At 73.5% G+C, this 19,940-nt stretch carries 23 protein-coding genes; 14 read left to right on the plus strand and 9 right to left on the minus strand.

The features are described 5' to 3' along the window. The first annotated feature begins 31 nt into the window (after positions 1 to 31). The 6 genes from AB0G11_RS27425 to AB0G11_RS27450 all read left to right on the plus strand — a co-directional run bounded on the left by AB0G11_RS27425 (position 32) and on the right by AB0G11_RS27450 (position 3,000). Positions 32 to 439 carry a nuclear transport factor 2 family protein gene (locus AB0G11_RS27425; RefSeq protein WP_357589273.1) on the plus strand — a complete coding sequence of 136 codons (408 nt, stop codon included), beginning with the start codon at positions 32 to 34 and terminating at the stop codon, positions 437 to 439. A gap of 76 nt (positions 440 to 515) precedes the next feature. Further along, a complete protein-coding gene (locus tag AB0G11_RS27430) occupies positions 516 to 950 on the plus strand; it encodes an SRPBCC domain-containing protein (protein ID WP_357589275.1) in 435 nt (144 codons plus the stop codon). Further along, complete coding sequence (locus tag AB0G11_RS27435) at positions 937 to 1,320, plus strand: metalloregulator ArsR/SmtB family transcription factor (RefSeq protein ID WP_357589277.1); 384 nt, start codon at positions 937 to 939, stop codon at positions 1,318 to 1,320. Before AB0G11_RS27430 ends, AB0G11_RS27435 begins: the two co-directional genes overlap by 14 nt. Continuing rightward, complete coding sequence (locus AB0G11_RS27440; RefSeq protein WP_357589279.1) at positions 1,317 to 1,700, plus strand: VOC family protein; 384 nt, start codon at positions 1,317 to 1,319, stop codon at positions 1,698 to 1,700. Before AB0G11_RS27435 ends, AB0G11_RS27440 begins: the two co-directional genes overlap by 4 nt. Before the next feature lie 32 nt (positions 1,701 to 1,732). Beyond that, positions 1,733 to 2,497: a metalloregulator ArsR/SmtB family transcription factor gene (locus AB0G11_RS27445; RefSeq protein WP_357589281.1), complete on the plus strand. Its 765-nt coding sequence runs from the start codon at positions 1,733 to 1,735 to the stop codon at positions 2,495 to 2,497. Further along, positions 2,494 to 3,000, plus strand: a complete 507-nt coding sequence (locus AB0G11_RS27450; RefSeq protein WP_357589283.1) for a pyridoxamine 5'-phosphate oxidase family protein — start codon at positions 2,494 to 2,496, stop codon at positions 2,998 to 3,000. The genes AB0G11_RS27445 and AB0G11_RS27450 overlap by 4 nt, the downstream gene beginning before the upstream one ends. Before the next feature lie 21 nt (positions 3,001 to 3,021). On the opposite strand, the gene AB0G11_RS27455 is transcribed toward AB0G11_RS27450, so the two are convergent. Next, complete coding sequence (locus tag AB0G11_RS27455; protein WP_219509339.1) at positions 3,022 to 3,996, minus strand: M56 family metallopeptidase; 975 nt, start codon at positions 3,994 to 3,996, stop codon at positions 3,022 to 3,024. Beyond that, complete coding sequence (locus AB0G11_RS27460) at positions 3,993 to 4,376, minus strand: BlaI/MecI/CopY family transcriptional regulator (protein ID WP_219509338.1); 384 nt, start codon at positions 4,374 to 4,376, stop codon at positions 3,993 to 3,995. Before AB0G11_RS27460 ends, AB0G11_RS27455 begins: the two co-directional genes overlap by 4 nt. A gap of 137 nt (positions 4,377 to 4,513) precedes the next feature. Here AB0G11_RS27460 and AB0G11_RS27465 point away from each other — a divergent pair, with 137 nt between their 5' ends. Beyond that, on the plus strand, positions 4,514 to 5,296 hold the full coding sequence (locus AB0G11_RS27465; RefSeq protein WP_357589285.1) for a thioredoxin domain-containing protein: 783 nt from the start codon (positions 4,514 to 4,516) through the stop codon (positions 5,294 to 5,296). Positions 5,297 to 5,302: 6 nt separating this feature from the next. After that, positions 5,303 to 6,109 (plus strand): cytochrome c biogenesis CcdA family protein, encoded by an 807-nt coding sequence (locus AB0G11_RS27470; RefSeq protein WP_357589287.1) that lies wholly within the window; start codon positions 5,303 to 5,305, stop codon positions 6,107 to 6,109. Here AB0G11_RS27470 and AB0G11_RS27475 read toward each other — a convergent pair. After that, positions 6,099 to 6,476: a hypothetical protein gene (locus AB0G11_RS27475; RefSeq protein ID WP_219509335.1), complete on the minus strand. Its 378-nt coding sequence runs from the start codon at positions 6,474 to 6,476 to the stop codon at positions 6,099 to 6,101. The two genes, AB0G11_RS27470 and AB0G11_RS27475, sit on opposite strands and share 11 nt — an antisense overlap. A 68-nt stretch (positions 6,477 to 6,544) precedes the next feature. Next, positions 6,545 to 8,485 carry a serine/threonine-protein kinase gene (locus AB0G11_RS27480; protein WP_357589289.1) on the minus strand — a complete coding sequence of 647 codons (1,941 nt, stop codon included), beginning with the start codon at positions 8,483 to 8,485 and terminating at the stop codon, positions 6,545 to 6,547. 150 nt (positions 8,486 to 8,635) lie between these two features. Here AB0G11_RS27480 and AB0G11_RS27485 point away from each other — a divergent pair, with 150 nt between their 5' ends. Further along, positions 8,636 to 9,421 (plus strand): FHA domain-containing protein, encoded by a 786-nt coding sequence (locus tag AB0G11_RS27485; RefSeq protein ID WP_357589291.1) that lies wholly within the window; start codon positions 8,636 to 8,638, stop codon positions 9,419 to 9,421. On the opposite strand, the gene AB0G11_RS27490 is transcribed toward AB0G11_RS27485, so the two are convergent. Then, positions 9,339 to 9,767, minus strand: a complete 429-nt coding sequence (locus tag AB0G11_RS27490) for a DoxX family protein (protein WP_357589293.1) — start codon at positions 9,765 to 9,767, stop codon at positions 9,339 to 9,341. The genes AB0G11_RS27485 and AB0G11_RS27490 overlap by 83 nt on opposite strands. Before the next feature lie 90 nt (positions 9,768 to 9,857). On the opposite strand from AB0G11_RS27490, the gene AB0G11_RS27495 reads away from it, so the two are divergent. After that, complete coding sequence (locus tag AB0G11_RS27495; protein WP_219509331.1) at positions 9,858 to 10,724, plus strand: sigma-70 family RNA polymerase sigma factor; 867 nt, start codon at positions 9,858 to 9,860, stop codon at positions 10,722 to 10,724. A gap of 7 nt (positions 10,725 to 10,731) precedes the next feature. Here AB0G11_RS27495 and AB0G11_RS27500 read toward each other — a convergent pair whose 3' ends face one another. The 4 genes from AB0G11_RS27500 to AB0G11_RS27515 are packed head-to-tail and all read right to left on the minus strand — an operon-like array spanning position 10,732 to position 15,721. After that, positions 10,732 to 12,627 (minus strand): CocE/NonD family hydrolase, encoded by a 1,896-nt coding sequence (locus AB0G11_RS27500; RefSeq protein ID WP_357589295.1) that lies wholly within the window; start codon positions 12,625 to 12,627, stop codon positions 10,732 to 10,734. A 3-nt stretch (positions 12,628 to 12,630) separates the two neighbouring features. After that, positions 12,631 to 14,208: an AMP-binding protein gene (locus AB0G11_RS27505; RefSeq protein ID WP_357589297.1), complete on the minus strand. Its 1,578-nt coding sequence runs from the start codon at positions 14,206 to 14,208 to the stop codon at positions 12,631 to 12,633. Beyond that, entirely contained in the window at positions 14,205 to 15,074 is an 870-nt protein-coding gene (locus tag AB0G11_RS27510; RefSeq protein WP_357589299.1) for an amidohydrolase family protein, read from the minus strand. Before AB0G11_RS27510 ends, AB0G11_RS27505 begins: the two co-directional genes overlap by 4 nt. Further along, positions 15,071 to 15,721 (minus strand): TetR/AcrR family transcriptional regulator, encoded by a 651-nt coding sequence (locus tag AB0G11_RS27515; protein WP_357589301.1) that lies wholly within the window; start codon positions 15,719 to 15,721, stop codon positions 15,071 to 15,073. Before AB0G11_RS27515 ends, AB0G11_RS27510 begins: the two co-directional genes overlap by 4 nt. Positions 15,722 to 15,819: 98 nt before the next feature. Between AB0G11_RS27515 and AB0G11_RS27520 the strand changes: the two genes are divergently transcribed. The 4 genes from AB0G11_RS27520 to AB0G11_RS27535 all read left to right on the plus strand — a co-directional run bounded on the left by AB0G11_RS27520 (position 15,820) and on the right by AB0G11_RS27535 (position 19,936). Then, positions 15,820 to 16,650 carry a sugar nucleotide-binding protein gene (locus tag AB0G11_RS27520; protein WP_357589303.1) on the plus strand — a complete coding sequence of 277 codons (831 nt, stop codon included), beginning with the start codon at positions 15,820 to 15,822 and terminating at the stop codon, positions 16,648 to 16,650. A gap of 114 nt (positions 16,651 to 16,764) precedes the next feature. Next, positions 16,765 to 17,913, plus strand: coding sequence for a cupin domain-containing protein (locus AB0G11_RS27525; RefSeq protein ID WP_357589305.1), 1,149 nt, complete (start codon positions 16,765 to 16,767; stop codon positions 17,911 to 17,913). A gap of 34 nt (positions 17,914 to 17,947) precedes the next feature. Continuing rightward, the gene (locus AB0G11_RS27530; RefSeq protein WP_357589306.1) at positions 17,948 to 18,667 is read left to right on the plus strand and encodes a maleylpyruvate isomerase family mycothiol-dependent enzyme; all 720 of its coding nucleotides are present in this window, start codon (positions 17,948 to 17,950) and stop codon (positions 18,665 to 18,667) included. A 33-nt stretch (positions 18,668 to 18,700) separates the two neighbouring features. Continuing rightward, on the plus strand, positions 18,701 to 19,936 hold the full coding sequence (locus tag AB0G11_RS27535) for an FAD-dependent monooxygenase (protein ID WP_357589308.1): 1,236 nt from the start codon (positions 18,701 to 18,703) through the stop codon (positions 19,934 to 19,936). Positions 19,937 to 19,940: the final 4 nt, after the last annotated feature.

Genomic DNA, 19,940 nt, shown 5'->3' on the forward strand with positions numbered 1-19,940 from the left:
CGCGTCAAGCACAGGCCTGAGGAGGCACCCGATGGACACCACCCACCCGGCGGCCGTCGCCGCGCTCACCGCGATGAGCGCGATCGGCGCCGGCGACCGGGACGCCTGGCTCGCCTGCTACGCGCCGGACGCCGTGCTCCACGACCCGGTCGGCGGCTCGCCGCTGGACCCCCACGGCGCCGGCCTGCGCGGCCGGGCCGCCCTCGAACGCTTCTGGGAGCTCACCGTCGCCCCCAGCCAGGTGCGGTTCGAGGTCGCCGCGGTGCACCCCGCCGGGGCCGAGGCGGCGGTCGTGGCCTCGGTCTCCGCCCGCTTCGCCACCGGCGCCCGCGTCGGCTACGACGGCGTCTTCGTCTACCGGGTCGACGACGACGGGCGGATCGTCTCGCTGCGCGCCTACTGGGACCTGAGCCGCGTCCTGTCCGCGCTGGCCGGCTGACGGAGTTTGCGGGACACCCGTCGCAACCTGTAGGTTGCCCATTGATGGCAACCTACAGGTTGCGAAGGAGGTGGGCATGGACGCGGACGCGATCGAACGGGTGGTGGTGCTCCGGCACCCCGTCGAGCGGGTCTGGGCCGCGCTGACCACCGCGGAAGGGCTCTCGCGGTGGTTCGGCTCGGTGGCGGAGATCGACCTGCGACCCGGCGGGCGCGCGTTCTTCCGCTGGGACGACCTCGGCCAGGAATCCGTCGCCACCGTCGCGGTGGTCGACCCGCCGCGCCGTTTCGCGTTCCGGTGGGCGATCGAGGGCCTGCCCGAGGACGACGCGGCCCGGACGCTGGTGGAGTTCACCCTGGAGCCGGTGCCGGAGGGCACGCGGCTGCGCCTGGTGGAGAGCGGGTTCGCCCAGGCCGCCGCCGACGTGGGCCGCTCCGCCCGCGCGGCCAACAGCCAGGGGTGGGACGCCGAACTCGCCGAGCTGGAGATCTACCTCGATGCCACCGGGTGACGTGGAGAGCCAGGCCCTCGCGGTGTTCACGGCGCTCACCGACCCGACGCGGCGGGCACTGCTGGACGAGCTCGCCCGCGCCGGACCCGCGACCGTCACCGACCTGGCACGGCGACTGCCGATCAGCCGCCAGGCGGTCGCCAAGCACCTCGGCCAGCTCGCCGAAGCGGGACTGATCAGCTCCGCCGGCCCGACCGGCCGCCGCCATCCCTACCGGCTGGAACCAGCCGCCATCCGCACCGCCCAGACCTGGCTGGCCAGGCTCGCCCACAGATGGGACGACCGCCTGGCCGCCCTGGAAGACGCCCTGGACGCCACCGAGGACGCACCGCACGCCACCGAGACGAACCGAGGAGACACACGACCATGACCGCTCCGACCTTCACCGCCGGCCTGAACATCGCCATGAAGATCCCCAAGGCGCAGTACGAGGCCACCGTGGCCTTCTACCGCGACACCCTGGGCTTCGACGTCAAGGAGGACGACGTCTCCTACGCCCCGACCGTCTCGCGGACCCATTCCGTGCGGTTCGGCCCCAACACGCTGTGGCTCGACTGCGTCGACAACTACAGCCGGCCCGACCTGTGGCTGCAGCTCCACACCGACGACCTGGACGCGGCCGTGAGCGAGCTGGCCGGCATCGGCGTCCACCCGTGCGACGAGGTCGAGCCCCTGGAGAACCTCGACTCCCGGACCCACTGGATCAAGAACCCGGCCGGCATCGTCCACCTGATCGCGGAGACCCACTGACATCGTTAACTAAAGGGTGTACTGTTAGCCACATGGTGAACGATCCGTTCAGGGCTGTGGCCCATCCGATCCGGCGCAGGATGATCGAACGGCTGGGCGACGGCCCCGCGACCGTCGGCGAGGTGACCTCGGACCTGGGCGTCTCCAAACCGGCGATCACCAAGCACCTGAAGATCCTCGAAGAGGCCGGGGTCGTCGTCCGCAAGGTCGTCGGCCGTACGCACCGGCTGGCCTTGAACCCGGCCGCGCTCGTCGACGCCGTCACCTGGGTCGACCGCCAGCGCGCCCTCTGGGAGCGCATGTTCGAGGCCGTCGAGGAACACCTGGCTGACAAGGAGCAGACACCCATGATCGAAACGACCTCGCAGTCGACCGCCGTCCGCATCGAACGCACCTACCGGGCGCCGGCGGACGCCCTGTTCGACGCCTGGACGAACCCCGAAGTGATCAGGAAGTGGTGGCACGCCGGCCCCGACTGGGACACCTCCGAGGCCGAGGTGGACCTGCGCGTCGGCGGGCGGCTGCGCGTCGTCATGCGCGACGCCGACGGCGTCGAGTACACCGCCACCGGCGTCTACACCGTCGTCGAACGCCCCGCCCGCCTGGCCTGGATCTGGCACGGCGAGGAGGGCGAGGCGGGCACCGGATCGCGCTGCGACCTGGAGATCACCGAGCGGGACGGCCTCACCTCGGTCGTGCTGACCCACTCGGGCCTGCCCGACCGGCAGGCGGCGGCCGAGCTTCGCGAGGGCTGGGACCTGTGCCTGGACAACCTCGACCGCGTCGTCACCCGATGACCCGCCTCGCCGAGGCGGCGTTGCCGCAGGGCGACCTCCGCCTGCTGGAGACCGGCGTCGCCCAGCGGCTGCTCCACTCCACCGAGCTCGCCCGCGTCGCCTACGTGGCCAAGGACGGCACGCCGCGGGTGTTCCCCATGCTGTTCCACTGGACCGGCGCCGAGATCGTGCTCTCCACCTTCGGCGGTCTCAAAGTCCGGGCCTTACGGGCCCGTCCCGGCATCGCCATCACCATCGACACCGCCACCACCCCGCCCTCGGCGCTCCTCATCCGGGGGAACGCCGAGGTCACCGAGGTCGAGGGCATCGTCGAGGAGTACGCCGCCGCCCAGCGCCGCTACGCCGGCGAGGAGCAGGGAGCCGCGAACGTCGCCGCGGTCGACCGGCCCGGCACCACCATGGTCCGCATCGCCGTCCGGCCGGCCTGGGTGGGGGTGCTCGACTTCGTCACCCGCTTCCCCGGCGGCACGACGCCCGACGAGTTCGCCCGGCGAGGTCAATAGCCGGATCCCCGGGGCATCGGCTCAGGCGCACCCGGTGAGCACGGCCAGCACGTACGGCACGTGGACGGCGGCGGCCAGCAGGGTGAGCGCGGTCAGGCAGCAGGCGGTGGCCACGGCGGCGATCGCGCCGGTCATGCCGGTGTGGGGCCGGACCAGGTGGTGGATGCGGTTGGGGCCGAGCGCGTGCAGGGCCCCGGCCAGCGCCGCGCCGTGCGGCCGGCCGTTCTGGCCGAGGGTGAGCAGCGCGCCGGCCAGGGCGGGCGTCCCGACCTGGCGGCGTGCGGTGTCGTCGGCGGCGATCTCCAGGTAGTGGCCGAGCGCGGCCTCGGCGGCGGCGATCAGCGGCACCCACCGCAGCCTGCGGGTCAGCGTGGCGACGACCGCGGTGATGAGGTGGTGGCGCTGGCGCAGGTGGGCGTGCTCGTGCGCGAGGACCGCCGCCAGTTCGCCGGGGTCCAGGACGTCCAGTGCGCCCGTGGAGATCACGATGCCGCCGTGCCGCCGTGGCAGGGTGAGCGCGAACGGGTGCGGGTCGTCGGCGACGAGCACCGCGTGGCCGTGCAGCCGGCGGGGCTCGCTGCGGGCCCGGAGCCGTCGCGCGGTGCGCAGGGTGCCGCGGTGCCGTCGCCGCGCCTCGACGATGATCGAGACGGCGTGCAGCAGCGCGCCCGCCGTGGGGAGCGCGAGCAGCGCCACGACCGGGACGACGGTGTCGACCGGGATGTCCGTGAACGGGTTGGCGGCGGCCAGGCAGCGCCGGCAGACCTGGGCCGCCCCGCTGGGCAGGACGTCGGGGCCGGAGACGACCCAGGCCAGCATCGGGCCGAGCGCGAGCAGCGCCAGCACCCAGGCCACGATGCCGCCGGTGAGCAGCCCGATCGCCGGTCGCGGCAGGCGCATCAGCACCGGCGACGCGCGGCGCAGGGCCCACGGGCCGGCCACCGCGGTGAGGACCAGTCCCAGGATCAGCAGCGCGGCCAGGATCCGGGCCGTCATGACCGGTGTCCGTCGTCGCGCCGCCGCAGATATTCGCGCAGCAGGTCGAGGTCGCTGTCGGGGATGCTCTCCACGAAGTGCAGGATCGAGGCCGCGCGGTCCTTGCTGGTGCCGAGGGCGTGGTTCATCACCGACGCCACGTGCTCCTCGCGGGCGACGCGGGCCGCGTACAGGGTCGAGTGTTTCTGCTTGCGGGAGGTGACGAGGTCCTTGCGGTCCAGGTTGGCCAGAACGGTGGCGATCGTGGTGTAGGCGGGCTCGCCGGGGAGGCGGCCGATGATGCCCCGGATCGTGGCCGGCCCGTGATCCCACAGCACGTCCATCACCTGCGCCTCCAGCGCGCCCAGCCGGGGCGGCTCTCCGGGGGCGGCGGGCTTCATCGGACCGCCTCCCCGGCCGAGGCTGCCGGATCCGTCATCCGCGGGGACCACTCCATGCGTCCATCATGCCCTGTGTCGACTATGGTGCATAGTCGACTATGCGAGATAGTCGACTTGAGGAGAAGGAAGACCGATCTGTGAACTCCCCGGCATCGAGCTCAGCGGACGCGATGGCGGCCAGGCGCCGCCGCTCCACGACCTGGACCGTCGTGCTGAGCGCGGTGGTCGTGTTCCTCGCGATCGTGGTCACCGCCCAGCTCCTCCCCCAGCGCTCCCCCGCCGCGGCGCCACCGGCGGCGTCCCCGTCGTCCCCTGCGGACCAAGGGGCGGACCAGCGGGCGGACCAGGGGGCGCACCAGGGCCAGGAGCTGGAGTTCGTCCGCCGGGACGCCGGCGACCCGATGGCGATCGGCGACGTGAACGCCCCCGTGGTCCTGACCGAGTGGCTCGACCTGCGCTGCCCGTACTGCGCGGTGTTCAGCCGCGAGACGCTGCCGGCGCTGATCGGGAAGTACGTCGACACCGGCAAGGTGCGGATCGAGTTCCATGACGTGACGTTCTTCGGCGAGCAGTCCGAGGACGCCGCCGTCGCGGCCCGGGCGGCGGGCAGGCAGGACAGGTTCGTGGAGTTCGTGACGGCCGTCTACGCCGCCGCCCCCGACAAGGGGCACGCCGACCTTCCCCGTGACACGCTCGTCGGCCTGGCGAAGAAGGCGGGCGTTCCCGACATCAAGCGGTTCACCGCCGATCTCGACGATCCCGCGCTCCGGGCGGCCGCGCGGGCGAGCACGCAGTCCGCGCACCAGCTCGGCGTCACCGCCGTGCCGTTTTTCGTCGCCGGCAACACCTCGCTGTCCGGGGCGCAGCCGGCGGAGGTCTTCCAGGGGTTCCTCGACCAGGCCCTGGACCAGGCGAAGTAGCCCGGCATGGACATCGGCCTGCTCGGAGCGTTCCTCGGCGGCGTGCTGACGCTGCTCAGCCCGTGCTCGGCGATGCTGCTGCCGGCGTTCTTCTCCTACGCGTTCGCCGGCCCGCGCGCCCTGCTCTCCCGTACCGGGGTGTTCTACCTCGGGCTGATCACCACCCTCGTCCCGCTCGGCGTGCTCGCCGGGACGCTCGGGGCGTTCGTGAACGAGCACCGCTTCACCTTCGTCACCGTCGCCTCGATCGTGGTGATCGCGCTTGGGGCGGTGATGCTGCTGAACGTCCCGGTCCCGTTCCTGTCCCGCGGCGCCGCCGCCGAGGGGACCTCCACCACGGCGGTGTACGTGCTCGGCACCGTCTACGGGCTGGCCGGGGTCTGCGCGGGCCCGCTGCTGGGCGCCGTGCTGACCGTCGCCGCGGTCTCCGGCAACGCGCTCGCCGGCGGGCTCGTCCTGGTGGTCTTCGCCGCCGGCATGGCTCTGCCGCTGCTGGTCCTCGCGCTGCTGTGGGGGCGGGCTCCGTTCGTCAGGCGCCTCGTCCGGCCGCGCGAGGTCACGATCGGGCGGTGGCGCAACACCTGGACGGGGATCGTCGGGGGCGCGCTCACCGTCGCCGTCGGCGTCCTGCTGCTGGCCACCGCAGGCACGACCGAGCTGACCGGCATCCTCGGCGCGACCGACCAGGCGGCGATCGAAGGCGCCGTCCTGCGAGGAGCCGGCCAGGTCCCCGACCTCCTCGTCGCCGGCGTCGTCGTGACCGTCGCGCTGGCCGGCCGGCTCCTCGTCCGGGCCCGGAAGGTCACCCGGTGAAGCGGATCGTGGCTCCCTGGCTGGTGATGGCCAGGACGCGGAAGGACAGGGTGTTCTTGCCGTTGCTGCGGATATCTCCCTCGGCGCCCTCGCCCAGGGAGGCAGTCAGGCCGGGCGCCCGCACCACGACCATGTCCGTGTTGAAGATGCCGCCGACGTACTCCTTCGACACGTACACCCTGGAGAAGCCGTAACGCTTCTTGGAGATGCGGAAGCTGACGGGGTCGGAGAAGGTGAACTTGCACTTCCCGTCGTAGCAGCCGCGGTAGGAGGGCTTGGCCGTGGCGGCGGCGGGGGCGGCGGCCACCGCGGGCGCCATGACCACGGCGCACGCGAGGGCCAGGGCGGTGACGATCATCCTGGACATGGGCTTCCCTTCGGCAGGCATGCCACGGTTGTACCGCCACCACGCCGGGAGGGGTCCCGAAATCCTGATCAGCGCGGGTCGATCGTGAAGTACGGGGCGACCTCCAGCTTGTCCGCCGACTCCAGCAGCCGGTGCACCAGCTTGCCGTCGAAGGCCACCACGCGTACCTCGTCCTCGGCGCCGTTGTCGTACTCCCAGCAGTACAGGTGCGCCTCGTCGTACCAGCCGAGCACCTTGTCGCAGTCGGAGGAGAACGTGCGCAGCCGTTTGCCGGTGCGCGAGTCCCACAGGCAGTGGTCGCCGTCGTCCGAGCCGGGGCAGTCGGTCACGAACATCCGGCCCGAGGGCGAGAAGACGTCGACGGTGCCGGACGCCAGCGGTCCGACGCCGGGGAGGTCGCGCGTGCGGTTGCCGGAGGCGTCGAAGAAGCGCAGCGCCTCGTCCTTCCCGGAGACGGCGATCACGCCGTCCTCCTCGGCGTCCCAGCCGAAGTCGCCGTCCCGGATCGAGTCGTCGGCCACCTCGACCACCTGGACCCGCGCCCGGGGCACGTCCAGGATGGCGAAGCCCAGGGTGGTCCAGACGTCCTTGCCCTGTTTGTCCTCGGTCTTCCTGTTGAGGTTGAGGAGGATCTTCGAGCTGTCCTTCGACCAGGCGCGGACGCTGGTGTCGAGCGGTTCGCGTACGGTCCTGACCCGGAAGCTCGAACCCGCCTGCCGGTCGGTGATGAGGATCGAGTCGTAGCCGTCGGAGGTGTAGTCCTCCGGCCGGCCGGCGAGATAGCGGCCGTCGGGAGAGACCAGCGAGTCCACGTTGTCCGGGTACGCCTCGAACGTGCCCCGTAACGACTGCCTGGCGTAGTCGGCGTCGTCGACCTCGTACGCGGTCAGCGTGATCGGGTCGGACGGGCTCTCGTACAGCGTGATCGCGCCGCCGGGGAGCGGGACCTTGGCGGGGGCGGCCCGCGACGGCGCGGCAGCCGGCCCGGCGCTCTGGGCGTCGGCCTGCGTGGACAGCGTGCTCTGCTTGGTCTGCGAGGTCGGTGTGGCCGGTCGGAGCCAGCCGGGCACGATCAGCGCGGCCGCCACGGCCGCGACGGTGAGCACCGCCCCGGCGGCGGCGAGCATCGGCGTGCGCGACGGCCTGGTGGGCCCGGCGTCCGGCGCCGCCTGCCTGGCCCCCTCCGTGAGCGGGTCGGCGCCCGGCTCCGGGTTCCGCACCAGGCGGGTGATGACGTCGATGGCCGTCGGCCGGTTCTGCGGCTCCTTGTCCAGGCACTGGCGGACCAGGTCGCCCAGCCGTCCGTCGAGCAGCCCCGGCTCGGGCTGCGTGTTGAGCACCCGGTGCATCACGGCGGGCGTCCCGTCGGTGCCGAACGGCGGCCGGCCGCAGGAGGCGAAGACCATCGTGCAGCCCCAGGAGAACATGTCGGCCCCTGGCCCCACGCCGCGGCCCAGGATCTGCTCGGGGGACATGTACGCGGGCGTCCCGATCTGCGTGCTGCTGGTCATGGTGGCCGGGCCGAGCGTGCGCGCGATGCCGAAGTCGATCACGCGGGGGCCGCCGACGCCCATGATGACGTTGCCGGGCTTGAAGTCCCGGTGCACCACGCCGGCCTCGTGGATGGCGGCGAGCGCGGTGACGGTGCCGATGGCCAGCCGCTCCAGGTCGCCACCCGTGAGCGGGCCGTCCTCCCTGACGACCCGGTCCAGCGAGCGGCCCTCGACGTACTCGCTGACGATGTACGGCCGGCCCTGCTCGACGCCCGTGCTCAGGACGGCCGCGGTGCAGAACGGCGCCACCCGCCGGGCGACCTCCGCCTCCCGCAGGAAGCGCTCGGTGCTCTCCTCGTCCTCGGCCGGATACAGCCATTTGACGGCCACGCGCACGTCCATCGGGGTCCTGGCGAGGTAGACGACGCCCTGTCCGCCCTGGCCCAGCCGGCCGAGGAGATCCAGGCCGCCTATCTGCTCAGGGTCACCGGGCAGCAGCGGGGTGAAGTCGGCCATGCGTCATTGTGATGCCAGACAGCAGATCTTCCACAAGCTTACTGACCAGTAGTTCGGGTGTCAGGACCTGGTTGACTCCCCCCGGGGCGGGCGGGGAGGATCGGCGGCATGGCGGGGACGAGGCGCGGGACCGCGAGCAAGGTGGACCTCTTGCCGCGGGACTCCGCGGATCTCCCCCCGGCCGTTCCCGGCACGCTGTACGTCCGGGGGGCCAAGGGCGGGATCCGGGTCGCGCCCGACGCCGGGTTCGAGGTGGTGTTCGGGCGCTGCGAGCCGGACGTCCACGTCTGCGTCGGCCCCGACGACCCGTACGTCAGCCGGCGGCAGGGGTCCATCAGCCGCCAGGACGGGCGGTGGGTGCTGCACAACCTCGGCAACCTGCCCATCCGCCTGCCGGGTGGGCGGCTGGTGCTCACCCGGCACCGGGTGGCGTTGCCCGTGGCGTACACACCGCTGTTCGTCGTCGGCCCCGAACGCGAGCACCTGCTGGAGGTGCGGGTCGTCGCGGGGCCGCCGGCTCCGGCCGCGCCGGCCCGCCAGGAGGCCGACACCCGCGAACCCGCCGGACACCCCCTGAGCGCCACCGAACGCCTGGTCCTGGTCTGCCTGGGTCAGCGCTATCTCCGGCCGGAGCCGTGGCCGCAGCCGCTGACCTGGGCTCAGGTCGCCGACGAGCTCGCCCGCGTCCGTCCCGGCGAGCGGTGGACCGCCAAGCGCGCGGCCCACATCGTCACCCAGACGCGCAAGCGGCTCAGCGCCCGCGTGCCCGGACTCCTGGAGGAGGAGATCCCGCCGCCGCTGGGCAACACGCTCAACCACAACCTGATCATCGCGCTGCTGGCCTCCGCCACGATCACCCCGTCCGATCTCCGGCTTCTCGACGAGCCGGACCCGCCACCTGAGGAGCCGGCGCCCGCCAGTGGGCGGGCCAGTTGACCAGCGCGATGACGCCCATGATGACGAGGTGGGTGGGGGCGGCCCAGCTCTCCACCGCCGGGTCGTGGTTGACGAGGTGGGTGGTCACCGCCCCGGTGAGCACGAACATCAGCACCGTGGCCCCCAGGAAGCGCGTGCGCCGGCCGGGGATCACCAGCAGGACGGCGGCGACGCCCTCCAGGGCCCCGACCACGAACCGCATCCAGGACGGGTAGCCCCAGTCGGCGAACTTCACGGAGTACGCCGGACCGAAGATCGTGTCTCCGGGCCAGTACTTGGTCACGGCGCCCAGCGCGAACTGCAGGGCGATGAACCAGTACAGGGCGGTCTTCAGGTGTTTCGGCATGGTCGCCTCTTCCAGGGGAGCTCGGCTGTCACATCGGCGGCTGTCCGCCGGTCAATCGGTATGACAGGACCGGACGGAGGAATGTGACGAATGGTCGAGCAGGACTGGCTGAGCGAACGGTTCGCCGAGCACCAGAGCCGCTTGCACGCGGTCGCCTACCGGATGCTCGGCTCCCCCGCCGAGGCCGAGGACGCGGTGCAGGAGGCGTGGCTGCGGGTCGGCCGCGCCGACACCGGCCAGGTGGAGAACCCGGGCGGGTGGCTGACCACGATCGTCGCCCGCGTCTGCCTGAACATGCTCGAAGCGCGCCGCGCCCGGCGTGAGGAGCCGGCCGGGGCGCTGCCGCCCGAGCCGGCCGCGCCGCCGCCGAGCGGCCACCCGGCCCGGGCCACCCCCGAGGACGAGACGCTGCTGGCCGACTCGGTCGGTGTCGCGCTGATGGTGGTGCTGGACACGCTGACTCCCGCCGAGCGGCTCGCGTTCGTGCTGCACGACGTCTTCGCCGTCTCGTTCGCCGAGATCGGCGCCGTCATCGACCGCTCCCCCGCCGCCGCCCGGCAGCTCGCCAGCCGGGCCCGGCGCCAGGTGCGGGGAACGGCGGACGCCTCCGGCGCGGCCCGGTCGGCGAAACGGGAGGTCGTCGAGGCGTTCCTGGCCGCGGCCCGGGGCGGGGACTTCGCCGCGCTGGTCGAGCTGCTCGATCCGGAGGCCGTGGCCGTCGAGATCCGCGGCGCCGAAGCGGTCGCGGCGTTCTTCGCCGGGCGGGCGCAGGCGGCCCGGCTCGCCCTGGTCGACGGCGTCCCGGCGGCCGTCTGGTCGCATCGTGGCCGCCCGAAGGCCGTCATCACGTTCACCGTCCACGACGGGAAGATCACGCACATCGCCATCGACACCGACGCCGACCGGCTGCGCGGCCTCCACATCGTCCACCTCGCCGGTGACAGGGAGGGGCGCTGACCTCCGCTCACGTTCGCGACGGCGTGTCCCAGGTGGCGGAGTGGTCGATGCCGTCGCCGGTGACGCGCAACGTGGCGGCCGACCCGTACGGGCTGATCTCGCAGGTGGCGTGGGCGCTCCGCAGGCTCCCGGCCATGCCCACGCTGATGTCGGTCCGCGTGCTGAGCCGCGTCGCCGAGGGGTCGTGGGCGCGTGCCGAGATCTCGTACGCGTGCAGGAGCTCCACGGGATCGCCCCCGAGGGTGCGGCCTGCCGACCGGTGACCGCCGCGCACGACGACCTCCGTGCCGTCCGGGCTCTCCTCGACGGTCACGGGCACGACCCGGTCGAGCATCCGATCGCCGCCTTCCACGGCGATGGGCGCGGGCAGCTCGAACGGGGGCGTCTCGTCGGCCGTGGGGATCGCGGGCAGGTGGAGCGCGCTGCCGTGCGGCGGGCCGACGAGCACGTCGTAGCCGCTGCCGGACAGGTGCGGCCAGTGCTCGGGGAAGGCCGCCGCGCTGAGCGTCAGCTGGAGGCGGTGCCCGGGCCTGAACCGGTAGCGGGTGGGGTCGAAGGCGAGCTCGACCCGATGCCCGGCGTCCGACGGCCGGGGCGTCCCGGTGTAGGGCGGCGGGTTGGACAGGCGCTGGAACGCGCGGGTGATCAGCGTGGCGCGGCCGTCCGGCGCGAGGTCGTTGAGGTTGGCGGCCACGTCCAGGTCGAGGTGCGGGACGAGCAGCGAGAGGCTGACGCGCGGCTCCCCCGCGAGGTCCAGGCTCGCGCCGAGCGCCTCGGAGGTGAAGACCGCGGAGCGGGCCGCGTCCCGCGCCTGGTCGCCGGGGCCCGCCGACATTCCCAGCCCGGCGGCGACTCCGACCGTCGCGTCGAAACGGACGGAGACCCTCCCCGGCGTCGCGGGCGGGCCGGTGCGCAGTGCGCCGGCCGCGAGGTGGAGGACGTGATCGACGGGCGGCACGGCCGGATACCCCTCGGCGAACTCCCACCGCTCGGCGCCCATGACGTACGCCGACACGGCCGGCGCCGGCGGGCCTTCGGGCCGGATGTCCCGTACGTGCTCGTCGAACCAGGCGATGGCCAGCGCCACGGAGTCGACCGGCGCCCGCTCCTGCCCTTCCGGCATGCCGTGCAGCCACGGCCCGCAGACGATGCGGCGGGGCGCCCGGATCGCCGCGAAGTCGCGCCACGCGCCGGCGACGTTGGTGTCGCGCCAGCCGGTGAAGAGGAGGGTCGGCACCTCGATGGCGGCGGGGTCGACCTCCCGGCCCCGCCAGTAGTGGTCCCGGTGCGGGTGCTCCGCCCACGCCTCGTGCCAGGGCCTGGCCGCCCGGAGCCGCGCGGAGAACGCCGACCGGGGCAGCCAGGGCGATTCGGGCGGCAGGGCGGTCAGCGCCAGCATCATCGCCGACCACTCGCCGATGATCATGGCCAGCCCGACGGCGCCCCTGCGCGCCACCTCGTCGGTGTAGGGGTCCGTCGATCCCTCGATCGCCACCACCGCGCGCAGCGACGGAGGCCCGCCGGCCGCCGCGCGCAGCGCCGTGATGCCGCCGTAGGACAGGCCCCAGACCGCGGCCCTCCCGTCGCACCACTCCTGTGCGGCCAGCTCCTCGACGACGTCGTGGATGTCGTCCTGCTCGACCCGCTCGAACGCGTCCTGCTTGACCCCTTCCGAGGCGCCGGTCCCGCGGAAGTCGACCACCGCGACCGCGTACCCGGCCCGGGTGAACCTCTCCAGGTGCGGGGCCGTCCGCGGGCCGAACCACACGTCCTTGGCGTACGGGTTCGCGGCCACGATCACCGGCGACCCGGCGGCGGAATGGCCGCCGGGCAGGTGGACGTTCGCGTCGAGGCGTACGCCGTCGCGCATCGTCAGAGGAACGTGACGCAGGATCCGGGACATCGTTCAGTCTCCTGCCTGGCGCTGGTCATGGTCCGGCCGCGCCTGGCTGTCCCAGGTCGCCGGGGTGATCCCGGCCTGGCGCAGGCGGAACTTCTCGACTTTCTGCGTCGGGGTCCTCGGCAGGGCCGGCACGAGCTCGATGTAGCGGGGCACCATGAAGCCCGGCGCGGTGTCCACGCAGAACCGGTGCAGCTCCTCGGCGGTCAGGCTCGCGCCGGGCCGGACGACCACGACGGCCTTGACGTCCTCCTCCGTCAGCTCGCTGGGCACGCCGACGGCCGCCGCCTCCACGACCGCCGGGTGCCGGGTGAGGAGCTGTTCCACCTCGTAGGCGGAGATGTTCTCGCCCCGGCGGCGGATGGAGTCGCTGAGCCTGCCCTCGAAGGTCAGGTAGCCGTCGTCGTCGAGCGTGCCGAGGTCGCCGGTGTACAGCCAGCCGTCCCTCAGGACCCGCGCGGTGGCCTCGGGCATCGCGTGGTAGCCGTTCATCACCAGCCCCGGCTCGCGGCCCCGTACGATGATCTGGCCGATCCGCCCGCTGGGCAGCGGGCGCCCGGCGTCGTCCACGATCCGGACGTCGAACTCCGGGATCACCCGGCCGCACGTGCCGGGCCTGCGCGGGCCCTCGACGGGGTCGTAGACGGGCACCCCGCCGTCGGTGAGCCCGTACACCTGCCGGAGCGGGATGCCGAACCGCTCCTCCCACTCCCGGTGCCACGCGGGCATGGGCACGCCCCACGCCAGCCTGACCCGGTGGTCGCGGTCCCTCTCGCCGGGTGGCCGCTTCCAGAGGATCGTCAGCGTCGCGCCCATGAAGTTGAACACGGACGCGCCGAAGTCGCGCACGTCGTCCCAGAACCGCGAGGCGCTGAAGCGGCGGCCGAGCGCGGCGGTGCCACGGCAGGCCAGGGCCGCCCCGACGGTCAGGGTGGCCGCGTCGATGTGGAACAGCGGGAAAGGGCAGTAGAGGACGTCGTCGCCGCGCAGGCCCAGGTTCGCGGCATGGAGCTGCGCCTGCCTGGCGAGGTATCGGTGCGACAGCACGCACGCCTTGGACACGCCGGTCGTGCCGGAGGTGAACAGCAGGGTGGCCGCGCCCAGCTCGTCCACCTCGGCCCGCGGAGCCCGGTCCGGGCAGTCCCGGTACGCGGCCAGGTCCTCGTACCGGGGCTCGCCCGGCGGGCCGTTGACGACGACCCGCCTCAGCTCGGGCAGCCGATCGAGCACCGGCGTGACGACCGGCAGGAACTCGGCGTCCGCGACCAGCGCCGACGCCCCGGCCACCCGCAGCGCGTGCGTCAGCTGCTCGGCCAGCAGGGCGGTGTTGAGCGGCACGTGCACCGCGCCCAGCCGCGCCAGCGCGAACCAGACGACGACCTGTTCGAGACTGTTGCCCATCAGCAGCGCGACGCGGGCGCCCGCGCCCACTCCCGCCCGGGCGAACGCCGCCGCGAGCCCGGCCGACCGCTCCTCGGTCTCGCGGTAGGTCAGATCTCCTTCACGCGTACGGAGGAAGACGCCGTCAGGGGTGTCGGCCGCCGCCCGGCCGAGCATGGCGGACAGCGTGACGCCGCCCGTCACCGGGCCGCCCCGCCGAACCCGAACAGGCGGGAGGCGTTGTCGTGGAAGAGCGCCCGCAGCGCCGCGTCCGGCAGCCCGGACTCCCGCCACTCGGCGAGAGCGCGGGCCGGAGCCATCATCGGCCAGTCGCTGCCGTAGAGCACCTGGTCACGCAGGACGTTGCGCATCATGCCGAACAGCGGATCCCAGCCGGTCCCCGCCCTGGCGACGTATCGCGGCGCCAGCGCGCCGAACTCCAGGTAGACCGTCGGGTGGCGGCGCGCCACGGCGCAGTACTCGGTCACCCACGGCCAGCCCGCGTGGCAGGCGATCAGCTTCAGGTCCGGGAAGTCGCAGGCCACCTGGTCCAGCAGCTCCGGCCGCTCGTGCCGCAGCGGGTGCATCCGGCTGTAGGTGATGCCCGTGTGCACCGCCACGATCAGGCCCAGCTCCTCGGCCCGCGAATACAGGGGATACAGGCGGCGGTCGTCGATGTCCAGCCCGAAGAACGCCGGCTGCACCGTGACCCCCAGCAGGCCGAGACCGGCGATCGAGGCCGCCTGCCGGGCGATCCGCGTCGGCCGCGACTCGGCGACGTCGACGCATCCGATGCCCGCGAACCGGCCGGGATGGTCGGCCAGGACCCGGCACAGCGCCTCGTTGAGCGCCTCCGCCGACTCGCCGCCCTCGGACTCGGCGTGCATGACGGCCTGGCCGATGCCCTCGTCGTCCATGGCCTGCAACAGATCGGCGAGGCGGCCGGCGTTCATCTTGTCCGTCAGCTGCAGGACCCTGTCGTACTGCTCGACCTGCTGGCGCGGGGCGGCGTACGCGGTGGCCGGGCGGAGCTCCTGCGGGAGCCGTACCCGGGCGTCGATGACGCTCACCCCGCCACCTCCGCGCGCTCGGCGACCGGCTCGCTCGCCAGCCGGACGGGAGCCGGAAGCTCCCCCTGCTCCCCCGGCCTCCGCGCCGGCGCCCCCATGAGACGGCAGGCCAGCTCCACGAACTGGTCCTGCAGCTCGGCGACGCCCAGCCGGCCGTCGGGCCGGTACCAGTTGGCCACGCCGTTGCACATCTCCAGCAGGGCCAGGCGGGCGACACGCTGATCCGCGAGCCGGAAGACGCCCGTGCTCATGCCGTCCTCGATCACCCCGGCGAAGATCGACTCGTAGTCGTCGCGGAGCCCGACGAGCAGCCTGTGGTCATCGGCGGTCAGCGCCCGGATCTCCTGGTCGGTCACCTTCGCCGTCAGCGGGTTGAGCGCGCACAACCCCACATGCACCCGTACCAGACGAGCCAGCCGCACGGCCGGATCCGCCGAGCCGCCCACCGCCTCGCGCGCCGACCGCAGCAGCTCCTCCAGGCACGCCCGCATGATGCCGGTGAGGATCTCCTCCTTGGACCCGGCGTAGTGGTAGAGGGTCGCCGACGTGATGCCCGCGGCCCGCCCGAGCTCCCGGATGCCCGTCGCCGCATACCCCTTCTGCGCGAACAGGCTCACCGCCACCTGCTGGATCTCCGCAATCCCCATGAACAGCTTCCCTATCGATCGATTGACAGGTACTGAACCACGAGGAGGATCCCCGGTCAAGGGCCGGCGCATCGGCGGAGCTCGTAGTGTGGCGCCGCATGAGCATCCTGATCGTGGGCGGCAGCGGCCATCTGGGCAGCCGGCTGGTCCGGCTAGCGCACGCTGCCGGGCACAGTGTCACAGCGACCTACACCACCCGGCCTCAGAGCGGCCCGGAAGCCCGGTGGTCGCCGGTCGACCTCCGCGTCCCGGATCAGATCGCCGCCGTCATCGCCGCCACACGGCCGTCGATCGTGATCAACGCCGCGTCCGGAGGAGCCGACTGGGCGACCACGGCTGACGGGGCCGCACACGTGGCGGTCGCCGCGAAAGCGCACGGGTGCCGGCTGGTGCACGTCTCCAGCGACGCCGTCTTCTCCGGTACGAGGGTCCGCTACGACGAGGACGCGCTCCCGGATCCGGTCACCCCGTACGGGGCCGCCAAGGCAGCGGCCGAGACGGCGGTCCGGGCGCTGGACCCGGCGGCCGTCGTCGCCCGGACCTCCCTGATCATCGGTGACGGCGACTCCAAGCACGAGGAGTTCGTCCACGCGCTGGCCATGAGGCATCGCGCAGGGGTGCTGTTCACCGACGTGGTCCGCTGTCCGGTGTACGTCGGGGACCTCGCGGCCGCTCTCCTGGAGGTGGCGGCGGGCGGTCACGCGGGCATCGTCCACCTGGCGGGCGCGGACGCGGTCAGCCGGTACGAGCTCGGCCGGCTGATCGCCCGCCGGGCCGGGCACGACCCGAGCGACCTCCCCCATGGCCGCCGGGCACAGACCGGCCCGGGCGCAGCGCTGGACGTCCGGTTGGACGGCGCCCGTACGCAGGGGCTCCTGGGCACGCGCCTGCGCGGGGCTCGCGAGTTCCTGCGCCGCCCGCACGGCTGACCCGCCTGCCGGATCGCCGCTGGGTCCGGAAGATTCTGCACAGCAGAATCTGCTGTTCTCTTTCGCGCCTCGCGGGACAAGCTGGGGTCCGCGTCGACCGACCAAGGAGCTGACATGACCGAGACAGCGGACTCCCCGGTTCGCCTGTCCGTGGTGGACTCCCCCGGCCAGCCGTCGCCGACGCCGGCGCTGGCGGAGTTGTACCGCGGCTTCGAGAAGGAGTTGCTGGTCCCGCTGTGGACCGAGATCGGCGACCTGATGCCGCCGCACCCCCGGTCGAAGGCGGTCCCGCACCTGTGGCGGTGGGAGAGCCTGCTGGCCCTGGCGGAGCGCTCGGGGCGCCTGGTGCCGGTCGGCCGGGGCGGGGAGCGGCGGGCGATCGCGCTGGCGAACCCGGCGCTCGGCGGGCGGCCGTTCGCGACGCCGACGCTGTGGGCGGCGATCCAGTACCTGATGCCGGGCGAGGACGCGCCGGAGCACCGGCACACCCAGCACGCGTTCCGCTTCGTCGTCGAGGGCGAGGGCGTGTGGACGGTCGTCGGCGGCGATCCGGTGCCCATGCGCCGCGGCGACTTCCTGCCGCAGGCCGGCTGGAACTGGCACGCCCACCACAACGCCGCCGACCGGCCGATGGCGTGGATCGACGGGCTGGACATCCCGTTCCAGTACGTGACCGAGTCCCAGTTCTTCGAGCCCGGCCGTGACCGGATCGGCGCGGCCGAGCGCACCACCCCCGGGCGGTCCCGGTCGGAGCGGCTGTGGGGGCATCCGGGCCTGCGCCCGGTGGCGTTCCCCGGCTCCCGGCCCGCCACGCCGCTGCTGGCCTACCGGTGGGCCGACACCGACCGGGCGCTGGCCGACCAGCTCGCGCTGGAGGCCGAGGGTCATGTGGCGACGGTCGAGCCCGGTCACGCGGCGGTCCGCTACGTCAACCCCACCACCGGCGGCGACGTGCTGCCGACCATCCGGGTCGAGATGCACCGGATCCGGCGCGGCGCGGAGACGGCGCCCCGCCGGGAGACCGGCTCCTCGGTCTACCAGGTCTTCGACGGCAGCGGCCGGGTCACGGTCGGCGACGTGTCGTGGCCGGTCACCAGGGGCGACCTGTTCGTCGTGCCGTCCTGGACGCCGTTCTCGGCGCGGTCCGAGGCCTCGGCGTCCGACTCCGACTCGGGCGCGCTCGACCTCTTCCGGTTCAGCGACGGCCCGATCTTCGAGGCGCTGCGCCTGGACCGCTCCGACGTGGAAGGACCCAGCACGTGAAGCACACCACCGGCGGAATCGCGGGGCCGGTCGCATGACGGCCGCGTACCGGAGCCGCGCCGACGCCCTGCGGTGGATGGCGCAGGGCGGCGCGATCCTCGGCAGGGCGCTGGCCGCGCTGCCGGACGATCGGCTCGACGGGCCGTCCCGGCTCCCCGGCTGGAGCGGCAGGCACCTGCTCGCGCACCTGGCGGCCAACGCCGACGCGCTGGTCAACCTGGCGCACTGGGCCCGCACCGGCGAGGAGCGGCCGATGTACCCCTCCCCCGAGCGGCGGGACGCCGACATCGAGGCCGGCGCCGCGTTGCCGGCGGCCGAGCTGCGCGCCTGGCTGGCGCGAGCCGCGCTGACCCTGGACGCGCGGCTCGCCGAGCTGGACCGGTCGCAGTGGGAGCGGCACGTGCGCACCGCCCAGGGCCGCACGGTGACCGCCGGGGAGATCCCCTGGATGCGCGCCCGCGAGGTCATGGTGCACGCCGTCGACCTGGGCGCGGGCGTGGAGTTCGACGATCTGCCGGCCGATTTCCTCGCCGCCCTGATCGACGACATCACCGCCGGGCGGTCCGCCGCCGGGCCCGCGCTGGTCCTGACGGCCACCGGCCACGACGGCACGTGGACCGTGCCCGGCTCCGGCGAGCCCGCCCGGGTCACCGGCACCCTGGCCGGTCTGGCGGCCTACCTCTCCGGCCGCCGGTCGGACGGCGTCACGGCCCCCGGCGGCGGCCCGGCGCCCAGGCTCCCCCGCTGGCTCTAGTCCGGCACGCGTCGAGAAAGGCGATCACCGGTCATGTCTGTACAGGGCCACGACGTCGTGGTGGTGGGCGGCGGCATCGGCGGGCTGGCCAACGCCCTGGCGCTCACCCGCAAGGGCCTGCGGGTGCGGCTGCTGGAGCAGGCGCACGAGTTCGGCGAGGTCGGCGCCGGGCTGCAGATCGCGCCCAACTGCACCCGCATCCTGCATCACTGGGGGCTGCTCGACGAGGTCACGTCCCTCGGCGTGCTGCCCCGGAGCATCGTCATGAGGGACGCGCTCGACGGTGACGTCCTCACCGTGCTCGACCTGCGGGACGTCGAGCGACGCTACGGCTTCCCGTACCTGGTGATCCATCGCAGCGACCTGCACGGCGCGCTGCTGCGCGCCTGCCGGCGGGCCGGGGTGGAGCTCGTCAACGACGTCACCGTGACGGGGTACGAGCAGGCCGGAGGAGGGGCCTTCGCCGTTCACGACGGCGGGCGGGAGTTCGGCCGGGTCGTGCTCGCCGCCGACGGGCTGCACTCGGTGGCGCGCCGCATCATGAGCGACGACGCCCCCGTCAACTCGGCGTACGTCGCCTACCGCGGCGCCGTGCCCTTCGAACAGGTCGCCCACCTGCCGACGCAGCCCGATGACGTGGTCGTCCACGTCGGCCCCCGGTGCCATTTCGTCCAGTACGCGCTGCGCAACGGCGAGATGTTCAACCAGGTCGCGGTGTTCGAGTCGCCGAAGGCGCTGGCGGGAGAGGCCGACTGGGGCACGCCGGACGAGCTCGACGCGGCGTTCACCGGCACCTGCGAGCAGGTGCGCGCCGGTCTGCCGCTGATGTGGCGCGACCGCTGGTGGCGGATGTTCGACCGCGACCCCATCCCGAACTGGGTCCGCGGCCGGATCGCCCTCACCGGTGACGCGGCGCACCCGCCGCTGCAGTACCTGGCCCAGGGCGCCGTCATGGCGATCGAGGACGCGTGGGTGCTGGCCGAACACGCGAGCGGCCGGGCGGAGAGGGTCCCCGCGGCCGGGGTCGGCTGGGACGCCGCGCTGGCCGCCTACAACGCCGTGCGCGTCCGGCACTGCCGCCGCGTGCAGACCACCGCCCGCGCCTGGGGCGAGCTGTGGCATCACGACGGGGAGAAGCGGACGTGGCGCAACGAGGTGCTCCGCGCCCGCGACCCCTACGACTACGGCCATGTGGACTGGCTCTTCGGCCCGACCGCGCTCACCCCGGATCAGCTGCCGCCGATGTTCGCCGGCTACGACGGCCGCTGATGCC

This window comes from Nonomuraea sp. NPDC023979, assembly GCF_040639085.1.
Classification (GTDB): domain Bacteria; phylum Actinomycetota; class Actinomycetes; order Streptosporangiales; family Streptosporangiaceae; genus Nonomuraea; species Nonomuraea ceibae.

Excerpts from the sequence above, each read along its gene's own strand:
- AB0G11_RS27425 (WP_357589273.1), top strand. The coding sequence starts at position 32 with ATGGACACCACCCACCCGGCGGCCGTCGCCGCGCTCACCGCGATGAGC.
- AB0G11_RS27430 (WP_357589275.1), top strand. The coding sequence starts at position 516 with ATGGACGCGGACGCGATCGAACGGGTGGTGGTGCTCCGGCACCCCGTC.
- AB0G11_RS27435 (WP_357589277.1), top strand. The coding sequence starts at position 937 with ATGCCACCGGGTGACGTGGAGAGCCAGGCCCTCGCGGTGTTCACGGCG.
- AB0G11_RS27440 (WP_357589279.1), top strand. The coding sequence starts at position 1,317 with ATGACCGCTCCGACCTTCACCGCCGGCCTGAACATCGCCATGAAGATC.
- AB0G11_RS27445 (WP_357589281.1), top strand. The coding sequence starts at position 1,733 with ATGGTGAACGATCCGTTCAGGGCTGTGGCCCATCCGATCCGGCGCAGG.
- AB0G11_RS27450 (WP_357589283.1), top strand. The coding sequence starts at position 2,494 with ATGACCCGCCTCGCCGAGGCGGCGTTGCCGCAGGGCGACCTCCGCCTG.
- AB0G11_RS27455 (WP_219509339.1), bottom strand. The coding sequence starts at position 3,996 with ATGACGGCCCGGATCCTGGCCGCGCTGCTGATCCTGGGACTGGTCCTC.
- AB0G11_RS27460 (WP_219509338.1), bottom strand. The coding sequence starts at position 4,376 with ATGAAGCCCGCCGCCCCCGGAGAGCCGCCCCGGCTGGGCGCGCTGGAG.
- AB0G11_RS27470 (WP_357589287.1), top strand. The coding sequence starts at position 5,303 with ATGGACATCGGCCTGCTCGGAGCGTTCCTCGGCGGCGTGCTGACGCTG.
- AB0G11_RS27475 (WP_219509335.1), bottom strand. The coding sequence starts at position 6,476 with ATGTCCAGGATGATCGTCACCGCCCTGGCCCTCGCGTGCGCCGTGGTC.
- AB0G11_RS27480 (WP_357589289.1), bottom strand. The coding sequence starts at position 8,485 with ATGGCCGACTTCACCCCGCTGCTGCCCGGTGACCCTGAGCAGATAGGC.
- AB0G11_RS27490 (WP_357589293.1), bottom strand. The coding sequence starts at position 9,767 with ATGCCGAAACACCTGAAGACCGCCCTGTACTGGTTCATCGCCCTGCAG.
- AB0G11_RS27495 (WP_219509331.1), top strand. The coding sequence starts at position 9,858 with ATGGTCGAGCAGGACTGGCTGAGCGAACGGTTCGCCGAGCACCAGAGC.
- AB0G11_RS27500 (WP_357589295.1), bottom strand. The coding sequence starts at position 12,627 with ATGTCCCGGATCCTGCGTCACGTTCCTCTGACGATGCGCGACGGCGTA.
- AB0G11_RS27515 (WP_357589301.1), bottom strand. The coding sequence starts at position 15,721 with ATGGGGATTGCGGAGATCCAGCAGGTGGCGGTGAGCCTGTTCGCGCAG.
- AB0G11_RS27520 (WP_357589303.1), top strand. The coding sequence starts at position 15,820 with ATGAGCATCCTGATCGTGGGCGGCAGCGGCCATCTGGGCAGCCGGCTG.
- AB0G11_RS27525 (WP_357589305.1), top strand. The coding sequence starts at position 16,765 with ATGACCGAGACAGCGGACTCCCCGGTTCGCCTGTCCGTGGTGGACTCC.
- AB0G11_RS27530 (WP_357589306.1), top strand. The coding sequence starts at position 17,948 with ATGACGGCCGCGTACCGGAGCCGCGCCGACGCCCTGCGGTGGATGGCG.
- AB0G11_RS27535 (WP_357589308.1), top strand. The coding sequence starts at position 18,701 with ATGTCTGTACAGGGCCACGACGTCGTGGTGGTGGGCGGCGGCATCGGC.